This is a genomic window from Xanthomonas sp. CFBP 8151 (assembly GCF_011761885.1).
Taxonomy (GTDB): domain Bacteria; phylum Pseudomonadota; class Gammaproteobacteria; order Xanthomonadales; family Xanthomonadaceae; genus Xanthomonas; species Xanthomonas arboricola_B.
On sequence record NZ_JAASQZ010000001.1, the window covers coordinates 682,506 to 704,438 of the forward strand.

At 67.6% G+C, this 21,933-nt stretch carries 18 protein-coding genes; 15 read left to right on the plus strand and 3 right to left on the minus strand.

All coding sequences use genetic code 11. The annotated features are described in order from the left end of the window. The first annotated feature begins 294 nt into the window (after positions 1-294). From FHT08_RS02925 to FHT08_RS02970, 11 genes are all read left to right on the plus strand, one after another. Positions 295-1,350: an NAD(P)-dependent alcohol dehydrogenase gene (locus FHT08_RS02925; protein ID WP_166774238.1), complete on the plus strand. Its 1,056-nt coding sequence runs from the start codon at positions 295-297 to the stop codon at positions 1,348-1,350. Positions 1,351-1,375: 25 nt separating this feature from the next. Further along, positions 1,376-2,767, plus strand: coding sequence for an NAD-dependent succinate-semialdehyde dehydrogenase (locus FHT08_RS02930; protein WP_166774239.1), 1,392 nt, complete (start codon positions 1,376-1,378; stop codon positions 2,765-2,767). Positions 2,768-2,807: 40 nt separating this feature from the next. Then, positions 2,808-4,088: a Bcr/CflA family multidrug efflux MFS transporter gene (locus FHT08_RS02935; RefSeq protein ID WP_166774240.1), complete on the plus strand. Its 1,281-nt coding sequence runs from the start codon at positions 2,808-2,810 to the stop codon at positions 4,086-4,088. A gap of 61 nt (positions 4,089-4,149) precedes the next feature. Further along, complete coding sequence (locus FHT08_RS20180; RefSeq protein ID WP_343204127.1) at positions 4,150-4,890, plus strand: carboxymuconolactone decarboxylase family protein; 741 nt, start codon at positions 4,150-4,152, stop codon at positions 4,888-4,890. 19 nt (positions 4,891-4,909) lie between these two features. Further along, the gene (locus FHT08_RS02945) at positions 4,910-6,001 is read left to right on the plus strand and encodes an alpha/beta fold hydrolase (protein ID WP_208408816.1); all 1,092 of its coding nucleotides are present in this window, start codon (positions 4,910-4,912) and stop codon (positions 5,999-6,001) included. Between the two features lie 161 nt (positions 6,002-6,162). Continuing rightward, the gene (locus tag FHT08_RS02950; protein ID WP_208408817.1) at positions 6,163-7,173 is read left to right on the plus strand and encodes an alpha/beta hydrolase; all 1,011 of its coding nucleotides are present in this window, start codon (positions 6,163-6,165) and stop codon (positions 7,171-7,173) included. Positions 7,174-7,288: 115 nt separating this feature from the next. Further along, complete coding sequence (locus tag FHT08_RS02955; RefSeq protein ID WP_208408818.1) at positions 7,289-8,149, plus strand: hypothetical protein; 861 nt, start codon at positions 7,289-7,291, stop codon at positions 8,147-8,149. After that, the gene (locus FHT08_RS19795) at positions 8,101-8,385 is read left to right on the plus strand and encodes a hypothetical protein (RefSeq protein ID WP_208408819.1); all 285 of its coding nucleotides are present in this window, start codon (positions 8,101-8,103) and stop codon (positions 8,383-8,385) included. Before FHT08_RS02955 ends, FHT08_RS19795 begins: the two co-directional genes overlap by 49 nt. 182 nt (positions 8,386-8,567) lie before the next feature. After that, positions 8,568-9,341, plus strand: a complete 774-nt coding sequence (locus tag FHT08_RS02960) for an SDR family oxidoreductase (protein ID WP_208408820.1) — start codon at positions 8,568-8,570, stop codon at positions 9,339-9,341. A gap of 36 nt (positions 9,342-9,377) precedes the next feature. Further along, positions 9,378-10,556, plus strand: coding sequence for an MBL fold metallo-hydrolase (locus FHT08_RS02965; protein ID WP_166774245.1), 1,179 nt, complete (start codon positions 9,378-9,380; stop codon positions 10,554-10,556). 100 nt (positions 10,557-10,656) lie between these two features. Further along, a complete protein-coding gene (locus tag FHT08_RS02970; protein ID WP_166774246.1) occupies positions 10,657-11,217 on the plus strand; it encodes a 2Fe-2S iron-sulfur cluster-binding protein in 561 nt (186 codons plus the stop codon). A gap of 117 nt (positions 11,218-11,334) precedes the next feature. Here the strand turns inward: FHT08_RS02970 and FHT08_RS02975 are convergent, their stop codons facing one another. The 3 genes from FHT08_RS02975 to FHT08_RS02985 all read right to left on the minus strand — a co-directional run bounded on the left by FHT08_RS02975 (position 11,335) and on the right by FHT08_RS02985 (position 16,030). Further along, positions 11,335-12,198, minus strand: a complete 864-nt coding sequence (locus FHT08_RS02975; protein ID WP_166774247.1) for a universal stress protein — start codon at positions 12,196-12,198, stop codon at positions 11,335-11,337. Between the two features lie 14 nt (positions 12,199-12,212). Continuing rightward, entirely contained in the window at positions 12,213-13,691 is a 1,479-nt protein-coding gene (locus FHT08_RS02980) for a SulP family inorganic anion transporter (RefSeq protein WP_166774248.1), read from the minus strand. A gap of 653 nt (positions 13,692-14,344) precedes the next feature. Beyond that, positions 14,345-16,030 carry an electron transfer flavoprotein-ubiquinone oxidoreductase gene (locus tag FHT08_RS02985; protein ID WP_166774249.1) on the minus strand — a complete coding sequence of 562 codons (1,686 nt, stop codon included), beginning with the start codon at positions 16,028-16,030 and terminating at the stop codon, positions 14,345-14,347. Positions 16,031-16,708: 678 nt separating this feature from the next. Here FHT08_RS02985 and FHT08_RS02990 point away from each other — a divergent pair. The 4 genes from FHT08_RS02990 to FHT08_RS20185 all read left to right on the plus strand — a co-directional run bounded on the left by FHT08_RS02990 (position 16,709) and on the right by FHT08_RS20185 (position 21,898). Further along, the gene (locus tag FHT08_RS02990) at positions 16,709-17,731 is read left to right on the plus strand and encodes a transporter (protein WP_166774250.1); all 1,023 of its coding nucleotides are present in this window, start codon (positions 16,709-16,711) and stop codon (positions 17,729-17,731) included. Positions 17,732-17,856: 125 nt separating this feature from the next. Beyond that, positions 17,857-19,107: an MFS transporter gene (locus FHT08_RS02995; RefSeq protein ID WP_166774251.1), complete on the plus strand. Its 1,251-nt coding sequence runs from the start codon at positions 17,857-17,859 to the stop codon at positions 19,105-19,107. Positions 19,108-19,246: 139 nt separating this feature from the next. After that, positions 19,247-20,320, plus strand: a complete 1,074-nt coding sequence (locus tag FHT08_RS03000; RefSeq protein ID WP_166774252.1) for an aromatic ring-hydroxylating dioxygenase subunit alpha — start codon at positions 19,247-19,249, stop codon at positions 20,318-20,320. Positions 20,321-20,398: 78 nt separating this feature from the next. Further along, positions 20,399-21,898, plus strand: a complete 1,500-nt coding sequence (locus FHT08_RS20185) for a 2Fe-2S iron-sulfur cluster-binding protein (RefSeq protein WP_343204128.1) — start codon at positions 20,399-20,401, stop codon at positions 21,896-21,898. Positions 21,899-21,933 lie beyond the last annotated feature (35 nt).

Consider the following 21,933-nt stretch of genomic DNA (forward strand, 5'->3'; position numbering starts at 1 on the left):
GTTCGGATGCGCAGCGTGTCGGGGCGTGCCCGACCTACGCGCTCCGGATCCCCTGCCTGCGTTGCCATGCCGGTAGCGCGCATGCCGCAGCGCGGCTTTGATGGGTTCATGAGTTGAGTTCATCAGTACATGCGCAATATGGGTCTTAATGTGAATGTCCGGTCTCTGTACGATGGCTCGATCGCCCGCCGGAGGGTCGAGGCTGCGGCACTCGCCCGGCGGCTGCGCCGTCTGCGGCGTGCGGACCGGCTTCACCTCACCCTGGCCGAACTCTTCCCCCCTTGGAGCATGCCCATGCAGACCTTCGGCTACGCCGCCCACAGCAACGACACCCCGCTTGCCCCCTATGCGTTCGAGCGCCGCGCGCTGCGTCCCGACGATGTCGCCATGGAGATCCTCTACTGCGGCGTGTGCCATTCCGACCTGCACACCGCGCGCAACGATTGGGGCATGAGCTACTACCCGATCGTGCCGGGCCACGAGATCATCGGCCGGGTCATCGAGGTCGGCGCGCAGGTGACCGGCTTCAAGGCGGGCGATCACGTCGCCGTCGGCTGCATGGTCGACAGTTGCCGCGAGTGCGACCAGTGCCGCAAGGGCGACGAGCAGCTGTGCCGCCAGGGCCCCATCTACACCTACAGTGGCTATGACCGCATCAGCGGCGAGCCGACCCAGGGCGGCTACTCCAAGCACCTGGTGGTGCGCGAGGAGTTCTGCCTGCGCATGCCTGAGGGGCTGGACCTGGCCAAGGCCGCGCCGCTACTGTGCGCCGGCATCACCACCTACTCGCCGCTGCGCACCTGGAACGTCGGCCCCGGTAGCCGGGTCGGCGTGATCGGCCTGGGTGGCCTGGGCCACATGGCGGTCAAGCTGGCGGTCGGCCTTGGTGCCGAGGTGACCGTGCTCAGCCGCAGCGCCAACAAGGAAGCCGATGCATTGGCGCTGGGCGCCGACCGCCTGCTGGTGTCCTCCGACGCCGAGGCGATGGCTCAGGCCGCCAACGGCTTCGACCTGATCATCGACACCGTGCCGGCCAAGCATGGTCTGGACCCCTATCTGCCGCTGCTGGACGTGGATGGCACCCTGGTCATCGTCGGCCAGCTCGGCGCGATGGACGGGCTCAGCACCGTCCCGTTGCTGTCGGGCCGCCGCCGCGTCGCCGGTTCGCCGATCGGCGGCATTCGCGAGACCCAGGAGCTGCTCGACTTCTGTGCCAAGAAAAACATCCTGCCGGACTGCGAAACGATCCGCATGGACCAGATCAACGAGGCCTTCGAGCGCATGGAGAAGGCCGACGTGCGCTACCGCTTCGTGATCGACATGGCGTCGCTGGACGCCTCCCAGGCTTGATCCCCCCGTTACAGGAACCTCCCCCTTGGCTTACGCAACGATCAATCCCTACACCGGCGAAACGGTGAAGACCTTCCCCGATGCCTCCGATGCCGAGGTGTCGCAGGCCCTCGACCAGGGCCATGCCGCGTTCCAGGCCTGGAAGGCCAGATCCATTGCCGAGCGGGTCGCGGTACTGCAGAAGGCGGCCGAGCTGCTGCGCGCCAAGCACACGGAGTACGCCAGGCTGCTGACCCTGGAGATGGGGAAGCTGCTCGTCGAGGCCGAGGCCGAGGTCGAACTGTCCGCGGCGATCTTCGAGTACTACGTCGAGAACGCCGAGGCGCTGCTGGCACCGGAGAAGCTGCCGTCCAAGGATCCGGCGGTGACCGAGGCGTGGCTGGTGCACGAGCCGCTGGGCATCATCCTGGCGATCGAGCCGTGGAACTTCCCCTACTACCAGATCGCCCGGATCATCGCCCCGCAACTCGCCGCCGGCAACGTGGTCGTGCTCAAGCACGCCTCCAACGTGCCGCAGAGCGCCGATGCCTTCGAGAAGCTGATGCTGGAGGCCGGCCTGCCGACAGGCGGTTTCAAGAATCTCTACGCCACCCGCGGCCAGCTCGAGACGATCATCAACGATCCGCGCGTGCACGGCGTGGCGCTGACGGGCTCCGAAGGCGCCGGCGCGGTGGTCGCGGCGCAGGCCGGCAAGGCGTTGAAGAAGTCCACGATGGAGTTGGGCGGCGCCGATGCCTTCGTGGTGCTGGCCGATGCCGACCTGGACAAGACCGCAAGGTGGGCGGTGTTCGGCCGCCACTGGAACGCCGGCCAGGTGTGCTGCTCGTCCAAGCGCATCATCGTGGTCGAATCCATCTACGACGCGTTCGTCGAGCGCTACGTCGCCGGCGTGGCCGAGCTCAAGGCCGGCGACCCGCTGGATCCTGCCACCACGCTGGCGCCGCTGTCCTCGCAGGGCGCCGCCGACGACGTGCGCAAGCAGGTCGAGCAGGCGGTCGCCCATGGCGCCACAGCCGCCGTGATCGGTGCCGAGGTGCCGTCGCAAGGCGCCTTCGTGCGCCCGGTGATGCTCACCGGCCTGACGCCGGACAACCCGGCCTACTACCAGGAATTCTTCGGGCCGGTATCGCTGGTCTTCAAGGCCGCGGACGAAGCCGAGGCGATCGCCATCGCCAACGACTCACCCTTCGGCCTGGGCGGTTCGGTATTCACCCAGGACATCAAGCATGGCCTCGACGTGGCCGCGAAGATTTCTACGGGCATGGTCTACATCAACCATCCGACTGCGGTGAAGGCCGACCTGCCGTTCGGTGGCGTGCGCCGCTCCGGCTACGGTCGCGAGCTGATCGGCCTGGGCCTGAAGGAGTTCGTCAACCACAAGCTGATCGGCGTGACCGACATCGACGGCGCCTTCTGAATCGTACTGGGCAGAACCTGTTCTGGAGATCTCCACCGCAATGGCTTCACGGCAACCGCCATCCGCCTACGCATCCACTACCGATCCGGTAGCGGTGGGCGGTGCCGTGGCCGGGCGGGGCAGCGAACTGCGTGTGCTGCTGATCCTCAGCGCGCTGATGTCGTTCGCATCCGTCTCCACGGACATGTACCTGCCGGCGCTGCCGACCATCGGCCGCGCCCTGCACACCAGCACGGCCGGCATCGAACTGACCTTCTCTGCCTTCCTGGTCGGCTTCAGCCTGGGACAACTGCTTTGGGGGCCGATCAGCGACCGCTACGGACGCCGCCTGCCGATCGCGGTTGGCCTGGTGCTCTTCATCGTCGGCTCCGTGGGCTGCGCCCTGTCGACGAACGTGACCCAGATGATGGTCTGGCGCGTCGTGCAGGCGCTGGGCGCTTGTGTGGGACCGGTGCTCGCGCGCGCCATGGTGCGCGATCTCTATGGCCGCGAACAGTCGGCGCGGATGCTGTCGACGCTGATCCTGATCATGGGCGTCGCGCCGCTGCTGGGGCCGCTGCTCGGCGGGCAGATCCTGGCGTTCTGGTCCTGGCAGGGGATCTTCTGGACCCTCGCCGGTGTTGGGCTGTTGACCCTGGCCTCGCTGCGGCTGCTGCCCGAGAGCCTGCCGCCGTCGCGCCGCGCGACCACGCCGCTGCGGCATACCTTCGCCGATTACCTGGAACTGCTGGGCGATGTCCGGCTGATGGGCTATGCGCTGGCCGGGGGCTTCTTCTACGCCGGAGCCTACGCCTTCATCGTCGGCACCCCCTTCGTCTACATCGAGTACTACCACGTCTCCCCGCAGGCCTATGGCTGGCTGTTCGGCCTGAACATCCTCGGCATGATGGTCGCCAACTTCGCCAACGGCCGCTTGCTGCGGCGCTTCGGCAGCGAGCGGTTGTTCCGCATCGGCACCTGGATCCTGGCGGGATCCGGCATCGTGCTGGCCGTCAACGCCTGGTTCGGCTGGGGCGGGTTGCTCGGTCTGGTGGTGCCGATCTTCCTGTACATGTCGATGAACGGGCTGATCGTGGCCAATTCGGTCGCTGGCGCCCTGTCCTCGTTCGCGGACAAGGCCGGGGCGGCGTCCTCGCTGCTCGGCGCGATGCACTACGGCAGCGGCATCCTGACCGCGGCGATGCTGGGCTGGTTCTCCGACGGCACCCCCTGGACGATGGCCTGGATCATGGGCCTGACCGGGCTGGGCTGCGTGGGCACGTCGGTGATCGCCACCCGCATCCGTACGCGCCATTTCGCGACAGAAGCCCTGGGGCGATGACATCTCGTACTGTTCAAGGAGATACACAACCATGAAGTTCCTTCCATCCCTGATACCGGCCTTGCTGGTCGCCACGTCCCTGCAGGCGAATGCACAGAGTTCCGTGCCGGACACGCCCGCTGCGCGGCAGGCTCGGGAGACCGCGCCCCAACTCTTTGCCTACACCCAGGACGTGCTGTTCGGCGATGTGTGGAAGCGCCCCGAGCTTTCACCGCGCGACCGCAGCCTGGTGACGATGTCCTCGCTGCTGGCGAACGGCCAGAGCGCGCAGATGACCTCGCACATCAACCTGGCGCTGGACAACGGCGTCAAGCCCGCCGAGATCATCGGGCTGATCACCCATCTGGCCTTCTACACCGGCTGGCCCAACGGCATGAGCGCGGTCGGCGTGGCCAGAGAGGTGTTCACCCAGCGCGGCATCGATTCAGACCAGTACCGGCCCGCGTCGGAGGCGCTGTTGCCGATCGATGCGGCCGCCGAGGCGCAACGCGCAGCGACGGTCAAGGAGAACGTCGCGCCGATCGCGCCTGAACTGGCGCGCTACACCGATGACGTGCTGTTCGCCGACCTGTGGCGGCGTCCGGACCTCGCGCCGCGCGACCGCAGCCTGATCACGATGGCCGCGCTGATCGCACGCGGCCAGCTCGACCAGGTGCCGTTTCACCTGAATCGGGCCATGGACAACGGGTTGACACAGGCGCAGGCCGCCGAAGCCGTCACCCACCTGGCCTTCTATGCAGGCTGGCCACGCGCGATGTCGGCCCTGCCGGTGCTGCAGGCCGTGTTCACGGAAAGGAAGTGATCCCATGAGGAGCGCAAACATGCACAACAAAGCACTGAGGCGATGGCTGGCGACCGTGGTCGGCGTTGTCGCGCTGCTCGCCGGCGTTGCCGCAATGGCGGAAGACGCCGCCAACCCGGCCCCGCTGGTCATCCAGGAACAGGGTAGCTTCGCCGCCGGCGGCACGGTCGCCACCGCGCCGGGCAGCTTCGATCCGCGCAAGCCGATGGACCCGGCCGGGCAGACCTACCACGGCGACCACGCCTACGCCTTCTACCAGATCCCGGCGAACGCGCGGACGCTGCCGATCGTGATGTGGCACGGCGCCGGCCAGTCCGCCAAGACCTGGGAGACCACGGCAGACGGCCGCGAAGGCTTCCAGAACCTCTTCCTGCGTCGCGGCTTCGGGGTGTACCTGATCGACCAGCCGCGCCGTGGCGATGCCGGGCGCAGCATGGTCGAGGCCACGCTCGCGCCGACCCCGGACGAGCAGCTGTGGTTCAACCAGTTCCGCATCGGCCTGTGGCCCGAGACCTTCGCCGGCAGCCGGTTCCCGCAGGGCAAGGACGTGCTGGAGCAGTTCTTCCGTTCGATGACGCCCAACACCGGGCCGTTCGACATGGACGTGGTCTCCGATGGCGTGTCCGCGGTGTTCGCGCGGATTGGCCCCGGCATCCTGTTCACCCATTCGCAGGGCGGCGGGCCGGGCTGGCTGACCGCGATCAAGAACGCCAACGTCAAGGCGGTCGTGGCGTTCGAGCCGGGCAGCAGCTTCGTCTTCCCCGAGGGCGAGGTGCCGGCGCCGATCCCCAGCGCGTTCGACACGGTGCAGGGTGCGGCGGTGCCGACGGAACAGTTCATGGCGCTCACGCGCATCCCGATCCTGGTGCTGTACGGCGACAACATCCCGGCGCGGTCCATCGACCTGCCGGCGCAGGACAGCTGGCGCGCCCGGCTGACGATGGCCCGGGCGTGGCGCGACACCGTCAACAGGCATGGTGGTGACGTGACCCTGGTCCATCTGCCTGAGATCGGCATCGAGGGCAACACGCACTTCCTCATGTCCGACTTGAACAACGTCGAGATCGCGGACCTGGTGTCCAGGTTCCTCGCCGACAAGAAGCTGGACTGACGGACCCGCATGCGCAGCGGCCCGGCATCGCGCCGGGACTTCCGCCGCGGACAAAACGACAGGAGCTGGATATGCGCAATGACGTCATCGACAAGAAAAGACGCGATTTTCTCGGAGCCACCGCGCTCGTTGTTCCTGCTGCATTGATGGGAGTTTCCGCCATGACCACGACCACGGCCGCTTACGCGGGCGACTACCGGAAGAACCCGTTCACCCTGGTGTACGGCGGCGCGATCACCCGCAACGAACCGGGCAAGGTCAACATCCACCCGGTCAACTACGACCTGCATGGCCTGAACATCGTGGCCAACGTCTACACGCCGGCCAACTACGATCCGGGCAGGCAGTACGCGGCGATCGTCGTCGCGCACCCCAATGGGGGTGTCAAGGAGCAGACCGCGGGCCTGTATGCCCAGCATCTGGCCGAACGGGGCTACATCACCATCGCAATGGATGCCGCGTATCAGGGCGGCAGCGGCGGCGAGCCGCGCAGCGTGGACAAGCCGCAGTTCCGCATCGAGGACATCCACGGCGCGGCAGACTACATCAGTCAGTATCCAGGCGTGGATGCCAACCGCCTGGGCCTGATGGGCATCTGCGGCGGCGGCGGCTACTCGCTTGGCGCGGCCAAGACCGACAAGCGCTTCAAGTCGATCGCGACCCTGAGCATGTTCAACTCCGGGCGGGTACGCCGCAACGGCTTCCAGGATTCGCAGCTGGACACGATCCAGCAACGCCTGCAGCAGGCCTCGGCGGCCCGTGCCCAGGAGGCGGCCGGCGGGGACGTGCTCTATTCGGGCGATGCCGACCTGACCGATGCGCAGATCGATGCGCTGCCGTTCGACCTGTATCGCGAGGGCTACCACTACTACTGGCGGACCCACGCGCATCCCGGCTCGACCTTCAAGTACACCACCAGCAGCCTGCTGGACCTGATGCGTTGGGATGCCACCGACCAGATCGAGCTGATCGACGTGCCGCTGCTGATGCTGGCGGGCAGCAAGGCCGACACCCTGTACATGACCGAGGATGCCTTCGCCAAGGCCACCGGCACCCAGGACAAGGAACTGTTCCTCATCGAGGGGGCCACGCATATCGAGACCTACTGGGTGCCCGAGTACGTGGAGGCCGCGCTGGGCAAGCTGGCCCCGTTCTACGCGCGGACGCTGTAGTCCTCCGGCTGGAAGCGCGGCATGCGGCGGGCCTCGCACATCGGGGCCCGACCGTCGCGGCGCTGTGCCGCTGTCCCGGCCACTCGCAACAACCCGGCAAACAGGAAGCAGACCCATGAACCCGAACGACAACCGGGCCGTCCACCAGCCGCTGCTGGCGGCAATGCTTGCGGTGGCGGCGCTGGCGGGCATGTCCGGACCGGGCCCGGTCGCCGCGCAGGCGCTGCACGACATCCGCCCCGCCGACGGCCCGCTGGTGCTCGCCTCGCGCGGCAGCTTCTTCGTCGGCGGCGAGCAGGTCGACAAGACCGCGGTCGAGCTCGGCAGCATGGGCCCGGACGACCGCATCACGATCGAGCAGATGTACGTCGAGTACATGGTGCCGGTCGATGCGGACAAGGTGCCGGTGGTGATGGTCCACGGCGCCACGCTCAGCGGCAAGACCTACGACACCACGCCGGATGGGCGCATGGGCTGGTACGAGTACTTCGTGCGCAAGAGCCATCCGGTCTACGTCGTCGACCAGATCGGGCGGGCGCGTTCGGGCTTCGATCAATCCGCGTTCAACAATGTCCGCGCCGGGCGGCTGGCGCCGGAGCAGCAGCCCAACCTGCTCCGGCTCGCCGACGGCTTCGGTGCGTGGACCAACTTCCGCATCGGGCCGGAGCCGGGCACGCCGTTCCCGGACACCCAGTTCCCGATCGAGGCGGCGGACCGGCTGTCCAGGCAGAGCATCCCGGACCTGCTCGGCACCTCGCGCGCGCAGAACCCCAACTGGAAGGCGCTGTCGGACCTGGCCGGGCAGCTCGATGGCGCGGTGCTGCTCACCCATTCGCAGTCCGGCCCCTACCCGCTGGAATCGGCGATCATCGACGACAAGGGCATCCGCGGCGTCGTGATGTGGAGCCGGGCACCTGCAACGCGCAGGTGCATACGGATGAGGAGATCGCGATTCTGGCGCAGACACCGATCCTGATCCTGTTCGGCGATCACCTGTCCTCGCCGACCGGGCTGCCCGGGCCGACCTGGCAGGACCGCTACGATGACTGCGCGGCGTTCAAGCAGCGCATCGACGCCGCCCACGGCGACGTCCGCCTGATGAGCACGGCGCAGACCGGGGTTCGCGGCAACAGCCACATGATGATGATGGACCGGAACAACCTGCAGATCGCCGACCTGATCCTGGACTGGATCGACGGGAAGGCCGATTGATGTCACCCGGAGGAGAATGCCTTATGCGTCGTTTCAGCATCCACGGGCTCGTCGTGTTGCTGCTTGCCTGTTCGCTGCTGCCTGCAATGGCCATCGCCGGACCGGCGCAGGCGCGGGCAGCGTCCGTATCCAACGATGACAGTAGCGCCGCCGGGCGCGATCCCGGGAAAGAGGAGAATCCCATGAGTACAGACCAATCCGTCGTCCTGTTCGTCGGCGCCAGCGGCAGCATCGGCAGGCTCGCCGTGGCCGAAGCGGTCAGGCGCGGCTACACGGCGCGCGCGCTGGTGCGCGACCCCGCGCAGGCGGGGCTGTTCCCGGCCGGCGTGCAGGTCGTCGTCGGCGACCTGACCCGCGCCGACACCCTGGACGAGGCCGTGGCCGGCGTCACCGGCATCGTCTTCACCCATGGCATCGGCGGCAACGATCCCAAGGGGGCCGAACAGGTGAACTACGGCGCGGTGCGCAACGTGCTCAGCGTGCTGAAGTCGCCGGCGCGGATCGCGCTGATGACCACCGTCGGGGTCACCAAGCCCACGGTGGGGCACGACTGGAAGCGTCGCGGCGAGCGCCTGGTGCGCGCCAGCGGGCTGCCCCACACCATCGTGCGGCCGGGCTGGTTCGACTACAACGAGGCCGACCAGCACCGCCTGGTGCTGCGCCAGGGCGACACCCACTGGGCCAGTTCGCCGGCCGATGGCGTGGTCGCCCGTGCCCAGATCGCCCAGGTCCTGGTCGCCTCGCTGACCTCGCCGGCGGCCGAGCGCAAGACCTTCGAGCTGGTGGCCGAACGCGGCGCCGCACAGGCCGACCTGGAGCCGCTGTTCGCGGCGCTGCCGGCCGATCCGGCGGGCGATGTCGACGCCATTGGCGACCGCGACAACCTGCCACTGGCCAGCGAGCCGGCCGCGGTCGTGGGCGAACTCGAGGCGATCCGCGGGCGCTTCGATGACTGACAAGGCGCCGGGCACTGGCCGCAAGGAACGACGTCGATGAAGCGGTGGCTTCGCCGCGCCGCGCTCGCACTGCTGGTTCTGGGCGTCGTCCTGGCCGGTGGCGGCTATGCCTACCTGCAGCATCCCAAGTTCGGCGCGCTGCCCGAGGGTGCGCGCCTGCAGGTGGTCGAGCGTTCCCCGCACTATGCCGACGGGCAGTTCCGCAACCTGGTCGACACGCCGATGATGACCGACGATGTCGGTCTCGTTTCCAACGTGCTGTCGCTGCTGCTGGATCGCAACCCCAACCTGAAGCCCCCGGCGCCGCTGCCGTCCACCCGGGTCGACCTGAAGGCCCTGCCGCCCGGCGAGGACGTGGTGGTCTGGCTCGGCCATTCCTCGTTCTTCGTCCAGCTCGGCGGCAAGCGGGTGCTGGTCGATCCGGTGTTCAGCCTCAACGCCGGGCCGTTCCCCCGCACCAACGTGGCCTTCGCCGGCACCACGCCGTACACCGCCGAGGACATGCCCGACATCGACCTGCTGCTGGTCACCCACGACCATTGGGACCACCTGGACTACCCCAGCGCCAGGGCGCTGCGGCCCAAGGTCGGCCAGGTGGTGGTCGGGCTGGGCGTGGGCGAGTTCTTCGAGCGCTGGGGCTATCCGGCCGAGCGCGTGCACGAGGCCGACTGGAACGACAGCCTGGACCTGGTCGAGGGCCTGCGCGTCCACGTGCTGCCGGCGCGGCACTTTTCCGGGCGCATGCTCACCCGCGACAAGACGCTGTGGGTCGGCTTCGCCCTGCAGACGCCGCAGCGCAAGCTGTTCTTTAGCGGCGACAGCGGCTACGGCCCGCACTTTCGCGAGATCGGCGAGCGCTTCGGCGGTTTCGACTTGGTGGCGTTGGACATGGGCCAGTACGACGCGCGCTGGGCTTACATCCACATGTTCCCCGAAGAGGCGGTGCGGGCCGCCGAGGACTTGGGTGCCGGCGTGCTGCTGCCCGGGCATGTCGGCCGCTTCAGCATCGCCGCCCACGACTGGGACGAGCCGTTCGAACGGGTCGTGGCGGCGAGCGAGGGGCGGTCCTTCCGGCTGCTGACCCCGCCGATCGGCGCCGCCGTCCAGCTGGGCGACGACAACGCGCGCTATCCGCGCTGGTGGTGTGCGCGGGACGCGATGGATCCGGCTTCGGGGGATGTCGAACCGAGCGCGCTGCCGCCTTGTCGGACGTAGTAGCCGGCTGAATCTGCGCCGGGCTGGACCCAGGCCCGGCGCGTTCGCTTCGCCGGCGGCGGGAGATGTTCCATCAGCGAGCCTTCTTAAGGAGACAGCCATGAGCGAGCTCAGGATTTCCCGCCGCCAGATGCTGGCGCTCGGCGCTTCCGCCACGGCGGGCGCGGTGGCGTCGGTCGCCGCGCCGGGGGCTGGGGCGACCGCCGACAGCCGTCCCAGGGAAGCGGTGGGGCTGCTGCCGACCTCGAACGTGTCGTTGGAGATCAACGGCCGCGCGGTCGTCCTGCAGGTGGACAACCGCACCACGCTGCTCGACGCACTGCGCGAGCAGCTGCGCCTGACGGGCACCAAGAAGGGCTGCGACCAGGGCCAGTGCGGCGCCTGCACCGTGCTCCTCGACGGACGCCGGATCAACGCTTGCCTCACCCTCGCGGTGATGCACGAGGGCGCGTCGATCACCACCATCGAGGGGCTCGGCACGCCCGAGCGGCTGCACCCGCTGCAGGCCGCGTTCGTCAAGCACGTGCTTCGTGCGAACGCCACTCTCCAGCGGCCGGCGAGCGGGTCGCCGATCCTGTCGCAGATGCAGGGCACCGACCAGGCGAGGTCGTTGGCGGCAGCGGCCTGCCACGTTCTGCACAACGCTTCTCTCGCTGGCTGACCGGCTCGGGAGCGCATTGACTCCAGAGCGACACTCCGCTCGCCCGCGCCGAAACGGGAGATGGCAAGCGGCGTCCGGTGACGAACGGCCCAGACCGGCCGAACGAGGCGCTTTCGGCTACCGGAGCAGGAGCGTGGCAATGCGGGATGAACGCAGCAGTTCGGTCGTCTTGCTGCCGAGCAGCAGGCTGCGTAGCGCGGAGTGGCCAAATGCGCCCATGACGAGCATGTCGATGGCCTGTTCCTTCACTGCCGTGGCAATCACTGTTTGCGCATCGCCGGGCACCAGCGCGACCGTCGTCTCGAAACCCGCGGCCTGCAGGGTGCTGCTGGCCCAGTCGAGCTGCTTGCGCGTATCCGGCCTGTCCTTGCCGGACATCAGCAGGGAGATCGGCAGGCCCCGCAACAGTGGACTGCCTGCAACCATTTCCACGCCGCGCCGGGTGACGCTGCCGCCGTCGAAGGCGATCATCACGCGCCGCGGTTGACGGAAATCCTCGGCAATCGCCAGGATCGGCCGGTTCAACGCACGCACGACGCGTTCCACGTTGCGTCCCAGCTCGCGCTGCGTTGCGTCCGCGGACTCTCCACGACGGCCCAGGACCAGCAGCCGTACGCCTTGCGCCTGCTCGGCAAGGGTTTCCTCCAGTTCGCCGTGGCGTTGCCGCACATCGACTTGCGTCGCGCCGGCGGCCAGGGCCCGCTCGCGCAAGCGGTTGAGGAAGATCCGTCCCTGCTCGCGGGCCTGCCTGGATCGGGCCTCGTCCTGTTCCGCCAGCCTGGCCAGCAGATCCTGCTGGGCGTCGATGCCGATGGCGCCGCTATGGTCCTGCGCAGAGTCCTTCCCGGGGTCGCGGTCGATGACGTGCAGGAACTCCAGCGGCGCGTCCATGCGGCGGGCGGCCCAGGCCGCATGGTCGGCCACATACTCGGCGAACCGGGATTGGTCCACGCATGCCAGTACCTTGTTCTCGTTCTTCATGATCTGCGCTCCCTTCAGTGGCCCTCCATCAGGTCTGCACCGCCGTCCTTGTCATGCATGGCGAACCTGTCCACCATCGTGGCGCTGGCCTCGTTCAGGCCGACGACGTCCACGTCGGTGCCCTCGCGACGGAACTTGATGACCACCTTGTCCAGCGCGCTCACTGCGGTGATGTCCCAGAAATGCGCACGGCTCACGTCGATGCGCACCTTCTCGATGACTTCCCTGTAGTCGAAGGCGTTGATGAAGCGTTCCGCCGAGGCGAAGAAGACCTGACCGGTGATGGTGTAGACGCGCACCCGGCCTTCGTCTTCGGTGTGCGAGCTTGCCCGGAAGATCCGGCCGACCTTGTGCGCGAAGAAGAAGCCCGACAGCAGCACGCCGACCAGCACGCCCTTGGCCAGATCATGGGTGCCGACCGTCACCGCCACGGTGGCCAGCATCACCGCGCTGGAACTCCTGGGGTGGTCGCGCAGGTTGCGGATCGACGACCAGTCGAAGGTGCCGATGGATACCATGATCATCACCGCGACCAGGGCGGCCATGGGGATGCGGCTGACCCAGTCGCCGAGGAAGACCACCAGGATGAGCAACGTCACACCGGCCGCCAGCGTGGACAGGCGGCCGCGGCCGCCGGACTTCACGTTGATGACCGACTGGCCGATCATGGCGGATCCGGCCATGCCGCCAAGGAAGCCGGTTGCGACGTTCGCCACGCCCTGGCCCACGCACTCGCGGTTCTTGTTGCTGCTCGAGTCGGTCAGGTCGTCGACGATGGAGGCGGTCATCATCGATTCCAGCAGGCCCACCACCGCCGGGGTCGCCGAAACCGGGAAGATGATCTTCAGCGTGTCCAGGTTCAGCGGCACGTCGGGCAGCAGGAACACCGGCAGGCTGTCGGGCAGTTGGCCCATGTCGCCCACCGTGCGGATGTCCAGGCCCAGAACGAGGGCCACGGCCGTCAGTACCACGATGGCGACCAGCGGCGACGGGATCGCCCTGGTCAGATGGGGGAACAGGTAGATGATGCCCAGGCCGGCCGCGGTCATGGCGTAAACATGCCAGGTGACGTTGGTCAGCTCCGGCAGCTGCGCCATGAAGATCAGGATCGCCAGCGCGTTGACGAAGCCGGTGATCACCGAGCGCGAGACGAAGCGCATCAGTGCGCCGAGCCTGAGCCAGCCGGCGACGATCTGGAGCACGCCGGTCAGTACCGTGGCGGCCAGCAGGTACTGCAGACCATGCTCCTTGACGAGCATCACCATGACCAGGGCCATCGCCCCGGTGGCTGCCAAGATCATCCCGGGTCGGCCCCCGGTGAAGGCGATGATCGTGGCGATGCTGAAGGAGGCGTACAACCCGACTTGCGGATCGACGCCGGCGATGATCGAGAAGGCGATGGCCTCCGGAATCAGGGCCAGCGCGACGACGATGCCGGCCAGCAGATCGTTCCGGACATTGGACAGCCAGTCCTGCCGCAAGGATTTCAACATGGGGGTGTTCCGGGAAACAGGCCCGGTCGGAGGCTGGCGCGGATACGCGCCAGTGCGTCGTTCCGGTCCCGGAATGGAACGCCGCCCCTGCAGGAACCCAGGGGACGACGAAAGGCAGCCGGGCGGAGGCGCAGCCTCGTGCGAGCGGAGGGACGAAGGACCGCGGACTCGCAGCGAACTGGACTTACACCGGAATGAACCCCAAGGAAACGACGGCGCAGGGACTGCGCAGGCAGGCATTCTAGCTCGATCTCCAGTCGCCGCAACTGCGGAAAAGCCTTGACGACCGCGGGCTGGCTGGACATCGTCGAAATGCCTTTCGGCAGCGGGCGTGGTTTGCAGCGCCGCCGCGGCGGCACCGTTCGCGAAGCGGAGCCGGGGTGAGAGCGAAGCCGGCGCACGCTCGCGCGCGATACCCGGGCTGGATCGGATGTAGGGCGGGTCTCGACCCGCCAAGGCGCGCCGACGTGATGGCGCGTCGAGACCCGCCCTGGCGCGGATCGACCGGAAGTGCCGGCGTCGGGGCGCCCGCTCCCTGCCGCCTGCAGGCAGTGATCCCGCAGTCTGTTGCGCTTGACGGGGGCCGAACCGGCGATCCGCATCGGCCGCCGTTGTGAGGGGAAAGCGGCGGTCGGAAGGGCCGGGCTGCAGCGCTACATGCCGGCGTAGTTGGGCCCCCCGCCGCCCTGCGGCGCCACCCAGACGATGTTCTGGGCGGGGTCCTTGATGTCGCAGGTCTTGCAGTGCACACAGTTGGCGAAGTTGATCTGCAGGCGCGGCCGGCCTTCCTCAACGCCGACGAACTCGTAGACGGCGGCCGGGCAGTAGCGTGCTTCGGGGCCGGCGTACTCGGCGAGGTTCACGTTCACCGGCACCGACGCATCCTTCAGCGTCAAGTGGCTCGGCTGGTCCTCGTCGTGGGTCGTGCTCGACAGGAACACCGAACTGAGCCGATCGAAGGTCAGCACGCCGTCCGGCTTTGGGTAGACGATCTTCTCGTGCTTTGCGGCCGGCTCCAGGCAGGCGTGGTCGGGCTTGTCGCGGTGGATGGTCCACGGCGGGTTGCGGATGCCCAGCTTCGGCAGCAGCCACTGTTCGATCCCGGTCATCAGCGTGGCGAAGGTCCTTCCCTTCTTGAACCACTGCTTGAAGTTCTTCGACTGCCGCAGCTCGGCGTGCAGCCAGCTCTTTTCGAAGGCGTCCGGGTAGGCGGCCAGTTCGTCGTGGGCCCGGCCCTCGCCCAGCGCCGCGAACGCGGCCTCGGCGACGAGCATCCCGGTCTTGATCGCGGCGTGGCTGCCCTTGATGCGGCTGGCGTTGAGGTAGCCGGCTTCGCAGCCGACCAGCGCGCCGCCGGGGAACACGGTCTTCGGCAACGACAGCAGCCCGCCGGCGGTGATCGCGCGCGCGCCGTAGCCGATGCGCTTGCCGCCTTCCAGGTGCTTGCGGATCGCCGGGTGGGTCTTGAAGCGCTGGAATTCCTCGAACGGGCTCAGCCATGGATTCCTGTAGTCGAGGCCAACGACGAAACCGACCGCGATCTTGCCGTCCTCGGCGTGGTACAGGAACGAGCCGCCGTAGGTGTCGGATTCCAGCGGCCAGCCGGCGGTATGCACGACCAGGCCGGGCTGGTGCTTGGCCGGATCGGCCTGCCACAGCTCCTTGATGCCGATGCCGTAGCTCTGCGGATCCTTGCCTTCGTCCAGCTTGAACCTCGCGATCAGCTCACGGCCAAGCTGGCCGCGCGCGCCTTCGGCGAAGATCGTGTACTTCGCGTGCAGTTCCATGCCCAGCTGGAACTGGTCGGTCGGCTGGCCGCCCTTGCCGATGCCCATGTTGCCGGTGGCCACGCCCCTGACCGCGCCTGCGTCGTCGTACAGCACCTCGTCGGCGGCGAAGCCGGGGAAGACCTCCACGCCCAGCGCCTCGGCCTGCTGCGCCAGCCAGCGCGTTACCGCGCCGAGGCCGACGATGTAGTTGCCAGCGTTGTGGAAGCACTCGGGCAACAGCCAGCCCGGCGTGGCCTTCGCGCCGGTCGCGTCGAGGAACAGGAACTCGTCCTTGGTCACCGCCTGCTTCAGCGGCGCGCCCTGCTCCTTCCAGTCCGGGAACAGCTCGGACAGCGCGCGCGGATCCATGATCGCGCCCGAGAGGACATGCGCCCCCGGCTCCGAGCCCTTCTCCAGCACGCAGACCGAAACCTCGCGGCCCGCTTCGACCGCCAACTGCTTCAGCCGGATCGCCGTCGCCAGCCCGCCCGGCCCCGCGCCGACCACGACCACGTCGTAGTCCATTGATTCGCGTGGGCCGTGCTGGGCGAGGAGGTCGTCTGGAACCATTGCGATGCAATCCGGAGAGGTTGTCGATGCCGGCGAGAGGGATGCGACCACCCGCGTCGCAGGACGGTCCGCCGGCAACCAGCGTAGCAAGGAACGGCGTTAATATTGCACAAATACATTTTTTGTGCATAAATTTTATGGCATTGGTGTGCCGTCATGCATGCCGGAGCTGGGAGGGAGGTATGAACATTTCGAGTCGGACGCTGCTGCCGACGTGCGATCTGCCGGATACCCGATGCCGTTGCACCGTGCCGTTGGTACCGGGCGTCGATCGAGGCGGGCATCCCGTTCCTCCACCGACCGGAAGCGATACCGGTGCGACAGCGCGTGGCGCGGTCGCCATGTACTGGCTCGCGCCGGTGCGCGGTGTCCGCGTCATGACGCCCACGCTGGGCGGTGGTGGATGCGAGTGCGGCTCACGCGTGCATCCGCGCCGTTCGGCCGGCGGGGACGTCGCGGACGGACAAGCCGTGATCGCGACCGCCCCAGAGCGCGCCCCTGGATTCGGACACGCGCCAAGCGGGGGTCGATAGAGAACCGTCGGCCATGGCGTTCCGCGAATACGCGGGAGCCGGCCATTGCGGCCGATATGGAGCAGGTGCCGTTTTTTTTGCGGAGAGATTCTTCAAGAAAACAGAGTCGAATAAAAAAAGAATTTTTTAGTGGAGGGACTAAAAGATGCATGAATCGAAGCCATGCGAAATGGCTGGGCCCGCGTGCGTTCCGGCGGCGGGGGTCCGGTGGCCGGATGAGCACGTCCTGCCGAAGCGTCTCGACGCCGCCGTCGCGAAGCGCGAGCGCCAATCTGGCCGCGCACAGCGTGCGCGCGGCCGCGTCAGCTTGCTGCGGAATGCCGTCAGCATCTGCACCGCTGTACCTCTGGCCGCAATGGCCGAAAACGTATCCCTGGGCAGCTACATCCCCGCGCCTCCCGGGACGCATCTCGGCCTGCTGTACGCGGCGAACGGCAGGGCCACGACCTACGTTCCCGGGAGCGGTCCTTCGATCCGGGACGGCACGGAGCTGTCCACCACGTCCGGCATCGCCCGCTACCTCTACTTTCTCGATGCAGGTGGGACGCGCGTCCAGTTGCAGGCCGGGTTGCCGTTCATGTCCCAGGAAGTCGAGCTTGGCGGCGCGCGGGTCGGGGTCGACAGTGGCTTCATGGACCCGTTCGTTGGCGTCAGCGTCTGGCCGGTCAACGACACGACCAAAGGCGAATATCTGGGAATTACCGCAATTGCCTATGTTCCGCTTGGATCCTATCACCACGACAGCGCCGTGAATGTTGCGGCGAATCGCTACCACGGCGTGCTGCAGGCCGGTTACTCCCGGGTGCTGGGGCGATGGCAGTTCGATCTGGTCGGCGATGTCACCGTCTATGGCGACAACGACGATTCCGGTCCGGAGCGCGCGACGCTTTCGCAGGAGAACAGGTACTCGCTGCAACCATGGATGGGCTACAGATTCACCGAGAAACTGACCGGTTCGGTCGGCGCCATCAATGCCTGGGGTGGCCGGATCCACGTTGACGGAGTGGACACGGACAGGCGCACCAGATCGCTTCGAGGACGTCTGGGGCTTGCCTACTGGGTGGCGCCGAGATTCCAAGTCTATGCCGAACTGACCCGGGACATAAGTGTCGAGGGTGGCTACAAGTTCGACCACTCTGGATTCATCCGCCTCGGCTACATCTTCTGATCGCCGACGATGTCCGGCTGCATGCACAACCGGAGTCTGCTTGATCGAATCATCCGCGGTGGCTGCTGTCCACTGCCCGGCATACGGCTGAATGCCACTGCCGGAAGTGCTCGATGGGAGGGAGAATGAAAAAGTGGATGGTGGTATCCGGGTGTGCCTTCGGCATGGCCATGTCGGTGGGGCCGTTCTTCTGGCTGACGTTCGGCCTTTACATGACGCCGATGACCGGGGAGTTCGGGTGGAGCAGGACCGAGTTTTCGTTCGCCTACTCCGCCGCCAGCGTCGTGAACGCGGTCATGCTGCCGATCGTCGGCTATTTCGTCGACAGGCATGGTCCGAAACGGGTGATACTGGTCGGAATCGTGGCCGGTACCCTTGCGTACGCCCTGTTCTCGCAAGTCGATTCCTACTGGTCGTTCGTCGTCATCGCATGCCTGGTGGCCGGCACGGGGTGCATCGCCTCCTATCCATCCTACCTGGCGGTCCTGCCGAGATGGTTCGATCGCAACCTCGGCCTGGCCCTGGCCCTGGCCGGGTCGGGCGTCGGAATTGGCGGGGTCCTGTTTCCCTACGTCATCAACGCGGGCATCGGCTACGGCGGGTGGCGTTCGGCGTTCGTCTACACCGCTCTGTTCGCGCTGGTGCTGGCGCTGATCAACTACTTTCTCCTGATCCGGGTCAACAAGGGGCAGTTGCCGCACAGCGAGGTGAAACGGCGCAACGAGGCCGACGATGCGCCGCCGGTGGCCAGCGTGCCGTTCGCCGCGGCAGTGAGGACGCGCGATTTCTGGCTGTATTCGGTGGGATTCGCGCTGATCCTGCTGGTGACGATGGGTATCAGCTTCCACATCGGGGCAATGGTGTCCGATGCCGGCGGCGATCCCGCGCACGCCGCTGCGGCCCTGGCAACGATCGGGATGTCGACGCTGATCGCCCGGGTCGTCACCGGATTCCTGCTCGACCGGTTCTCGTTGCGGCTGGTGGCCGTCATCTTCTTCCTGAGCCAGGCCATCGGCTGTCTGCTGCTTGCCACGACGGGAATCTCCGCATTGATTCTCGTGGCGGTCATGCTGGGCGCCGCGCAGGGCGTCGAACTGGACATGCTGCCCTATGTCGTCGCGCGGCGTTTCGGATCGGCGGCCTATTCGCAGATTTTCGGTTCGGCCTATGCCGTGCTCGCAGTGGGCCAGATCGTCAGTCCGATCATTCTCGGTCGGGTGTTCGACTGGACCGCGTCCTACACGGTCGGCTTCTATCTGTTCGCCTGCCTTTCGATCGTCGGCCTGGTGCTGGTGCTTCTGGCGCGCAGCAAGCCCGACCCTGCGGAAGCAGGCGCCGATCTCCCGTCGGCGGCATCCCCGGTGTCCTCCCGATGACACGCGACAGCCCAGCCCGGCGGCAGCCTGGAAACGCTGGCCGTCGACCCCTGAAAAACGGCCCGGGTCCGGGCCACGGGCGCCCGCCGCCCGCGTCAACTCGCATCCCTCGATGCTCGAACGAGCAAGGAGACTGAATATGTATCCGCTTTCCGAAGGAATGTTCGCGCCGCTCAACCAATGGTATGTGGCAGCCTGGTCGTCCGAAGTCACCCGCAAGCCGATGGAGCGGTGGCTGCTGGACAAGCCGCTGGCGTTCTACCGCAAGCAGGATGGCGGCGTGGTCGCGGTGGACGGGCGCTGTCCACATCGCCACTATCCGCTGGGCAAGAGCGAGGTCGTCGGCGACAATCTGCAGTGCGGCTATCACGGGCTGACGTTCAACCCCGACGGGCAATGCGTCCGGATCCCTTCCCAGCAGCCGATCCCCTCGTCGTGCAACATCCGCTCCTATCCGGTTGCCGAGCGCTGGCAATGGATCTGGATCTGGATGGGCGACCCGGCGAAGTGCGACGAGTCGCTGATCCCGGACCACGACGCGATGGACCTGGGCAATCCGGAGTTCGACACGTTTCCGAAGGCGTACTACCTGATCGAGGGTCGGCACATGCTGATGCATGACAACCTCCTCGACCTGACCCACCTGGCCTATCTGCACAGCAAGTCGATCGGCTCGCCCGAGATCGCCGAAGCGAATCTGGAACGCAGCCAGACCGAGCGCACGCTGCATTGCCGCAGCGTGGTCCCGGTGAAGGACCTGCCGGCCTACTTCAGGAGGCTGATCGACTACGACGGCGACGTGGACCGGTCGTGGGGCAGCAACTGGTTCGCGCCGTCGCTGCACTTCATCTACGAGGACTTCCAGCGCTCGGCCAACGATCCGCAGGCGCCGGGCGAGATGCTGCTGCGCGGACGCATCTTCCACGCGGTCACCCCGGCGACCCGGCATACCTGCCATTACTTCTTCGCCTCGGGCCGGGACAAGTCCTCGGGCGAGGACCGTGAGGCCGTTGTCGCCGCGGTCAGGCCGGTCCTGGACGAGGACATCTTCGCCGTCGTCGAGATTGAGAAGATGGTCCAGGCCGCGGGCGGCAACCCGAAGGACGTGCTGCTGCGCGCCGACGCGCACTGCGTGAGCGGGCGGCGGCTGATGGAACGGCTGATCCGCGGCGACGAGGAGCCGGCGCAGGCGCCCAGTCGTGCCGAGGCGTGAAGGGGTGAGATCATGAACGCCAGACGCATCGTCGCAGGCAGCAACGATCAAGGCAGGGCGGACGTCTTCGCCGATGGCGTGCCGCCGCGCCGCGTCACCATCGAAGCCATGCCCGGATTCGAGGCCGCGCTGCTGTGGTCGACGCCGGCCGCGCCCGGGGTCGGCAACGGCGCGCCGTTGGACGCCACCGCGCAGGACGGCTTCATCCCGGCGCCGGGGCAGACCCGGCTGGTGCGGGTCACGCTGCCCCCGGATTCGGTGATGACCGGGGCGCAGTTCGACGCGGCCGCGTTCGGCGAGGAGCTGGCACGCAAGCTGCCCGACTTCGCGGCGCGCTTCGAGTCCGATGCGCTCGGCTCGTACCGCACCGACTCGATCGACTATGGCGTGGTCCTGCAAGGCGAGGTCGTGCTGGCGTTCGACGACGGCCGGCAGGTCGCGCTGAAGCCGCACGACGTCCTGGTCCAGCACGGCGAACGGCATGCCTGGCGCAATCCCGGGACGCAGCCGGCGGTGCTGTTGTTCGTGCTGATCGGCGCGCAGCGGGTCGAAGCGCGCAGCGAGCCGGTCGATGCGCCATCGCCGCCGGCACCGGTCGCCGCCCGCGAGCAGGGCAGCGAAGGCGCGGTGCGCACGGTGCGGGTGGCGCGCAAGACGATGGAGGCGCTGGACATCTGCAGTTTCGAACTGGTCGACCCCGACGGTGCCACGCTGCCCGCGTTCTCGGCCGGATCGCACGTGGACGTACACCTGGGCGACGGCCTGGTGCGGCAGTACTCGTTGTGCAACGACCCGGAGGAGAACCACCGCTACATGATCGCGGTGCTGCGCGATGCGGCCTCGCGCGGCGGATCGGCAGCCATGCACGCGCTGCGTGAAGGCGACCTGCTGCGCATCGGCGAGCCGAAGAACCACTTCCCGCTCGCCCACGCCGCGGCGCACAGCGTGCTGCTGGCCGGCGGCATCGGCATCACCCCGATCCTGTGCATGGCCGAGCGCCTGGCCAACACTGGCGCGTCCTTCGAGTTGCACTACTGCGCGCGTTCGGTCGAGCGCATGGCGTTCTCCGAGCGCATCGGCGCGTCCCGCTTCGCCGAGCACAGCCACCTGCATTTCGACGACGGCCCCGATGCGCAGAAACTCGACGTGACGGCGCTGCTGGGCACCGCCCCGGCGCAGGCGCACCTGTACGTCTGCGGTCCTTCCGGTTTCATGGATTGGGTGCTCGACAGCGCCCGCGCCGCGGGCTGGCCGGACGAGCGGCTGCATCGCGAGTACTTCACGGCGGCGGCGGTGGACACCAGCGCCGATGGCAGCTTCGACATCCAGATCGCCTCCAGCGGCGCGGTGGTCCGGGTCGGCGCGGAGGAAACGGTGGTGGCGGCCCTGGCGCGCGCGGGGATCGAGGTGCCGACCTCCTGCGAGCAGGGAGTCTGCGGGACCTGCTTGACCCGGGTGCTGGAGGGTGAGCCGGAGCATCGCGACCTGTACCTGACGCCCGACGAGCAGGCCGCAGGCGACCAGTTCACGCCGTGCTGTTCGCGCGCCCGCAGTGCGCGCCTGGTGCTTGACCTTTGAAAGCCCCGCGGCCGGCCAGGCTCCCGGGGCGGTCT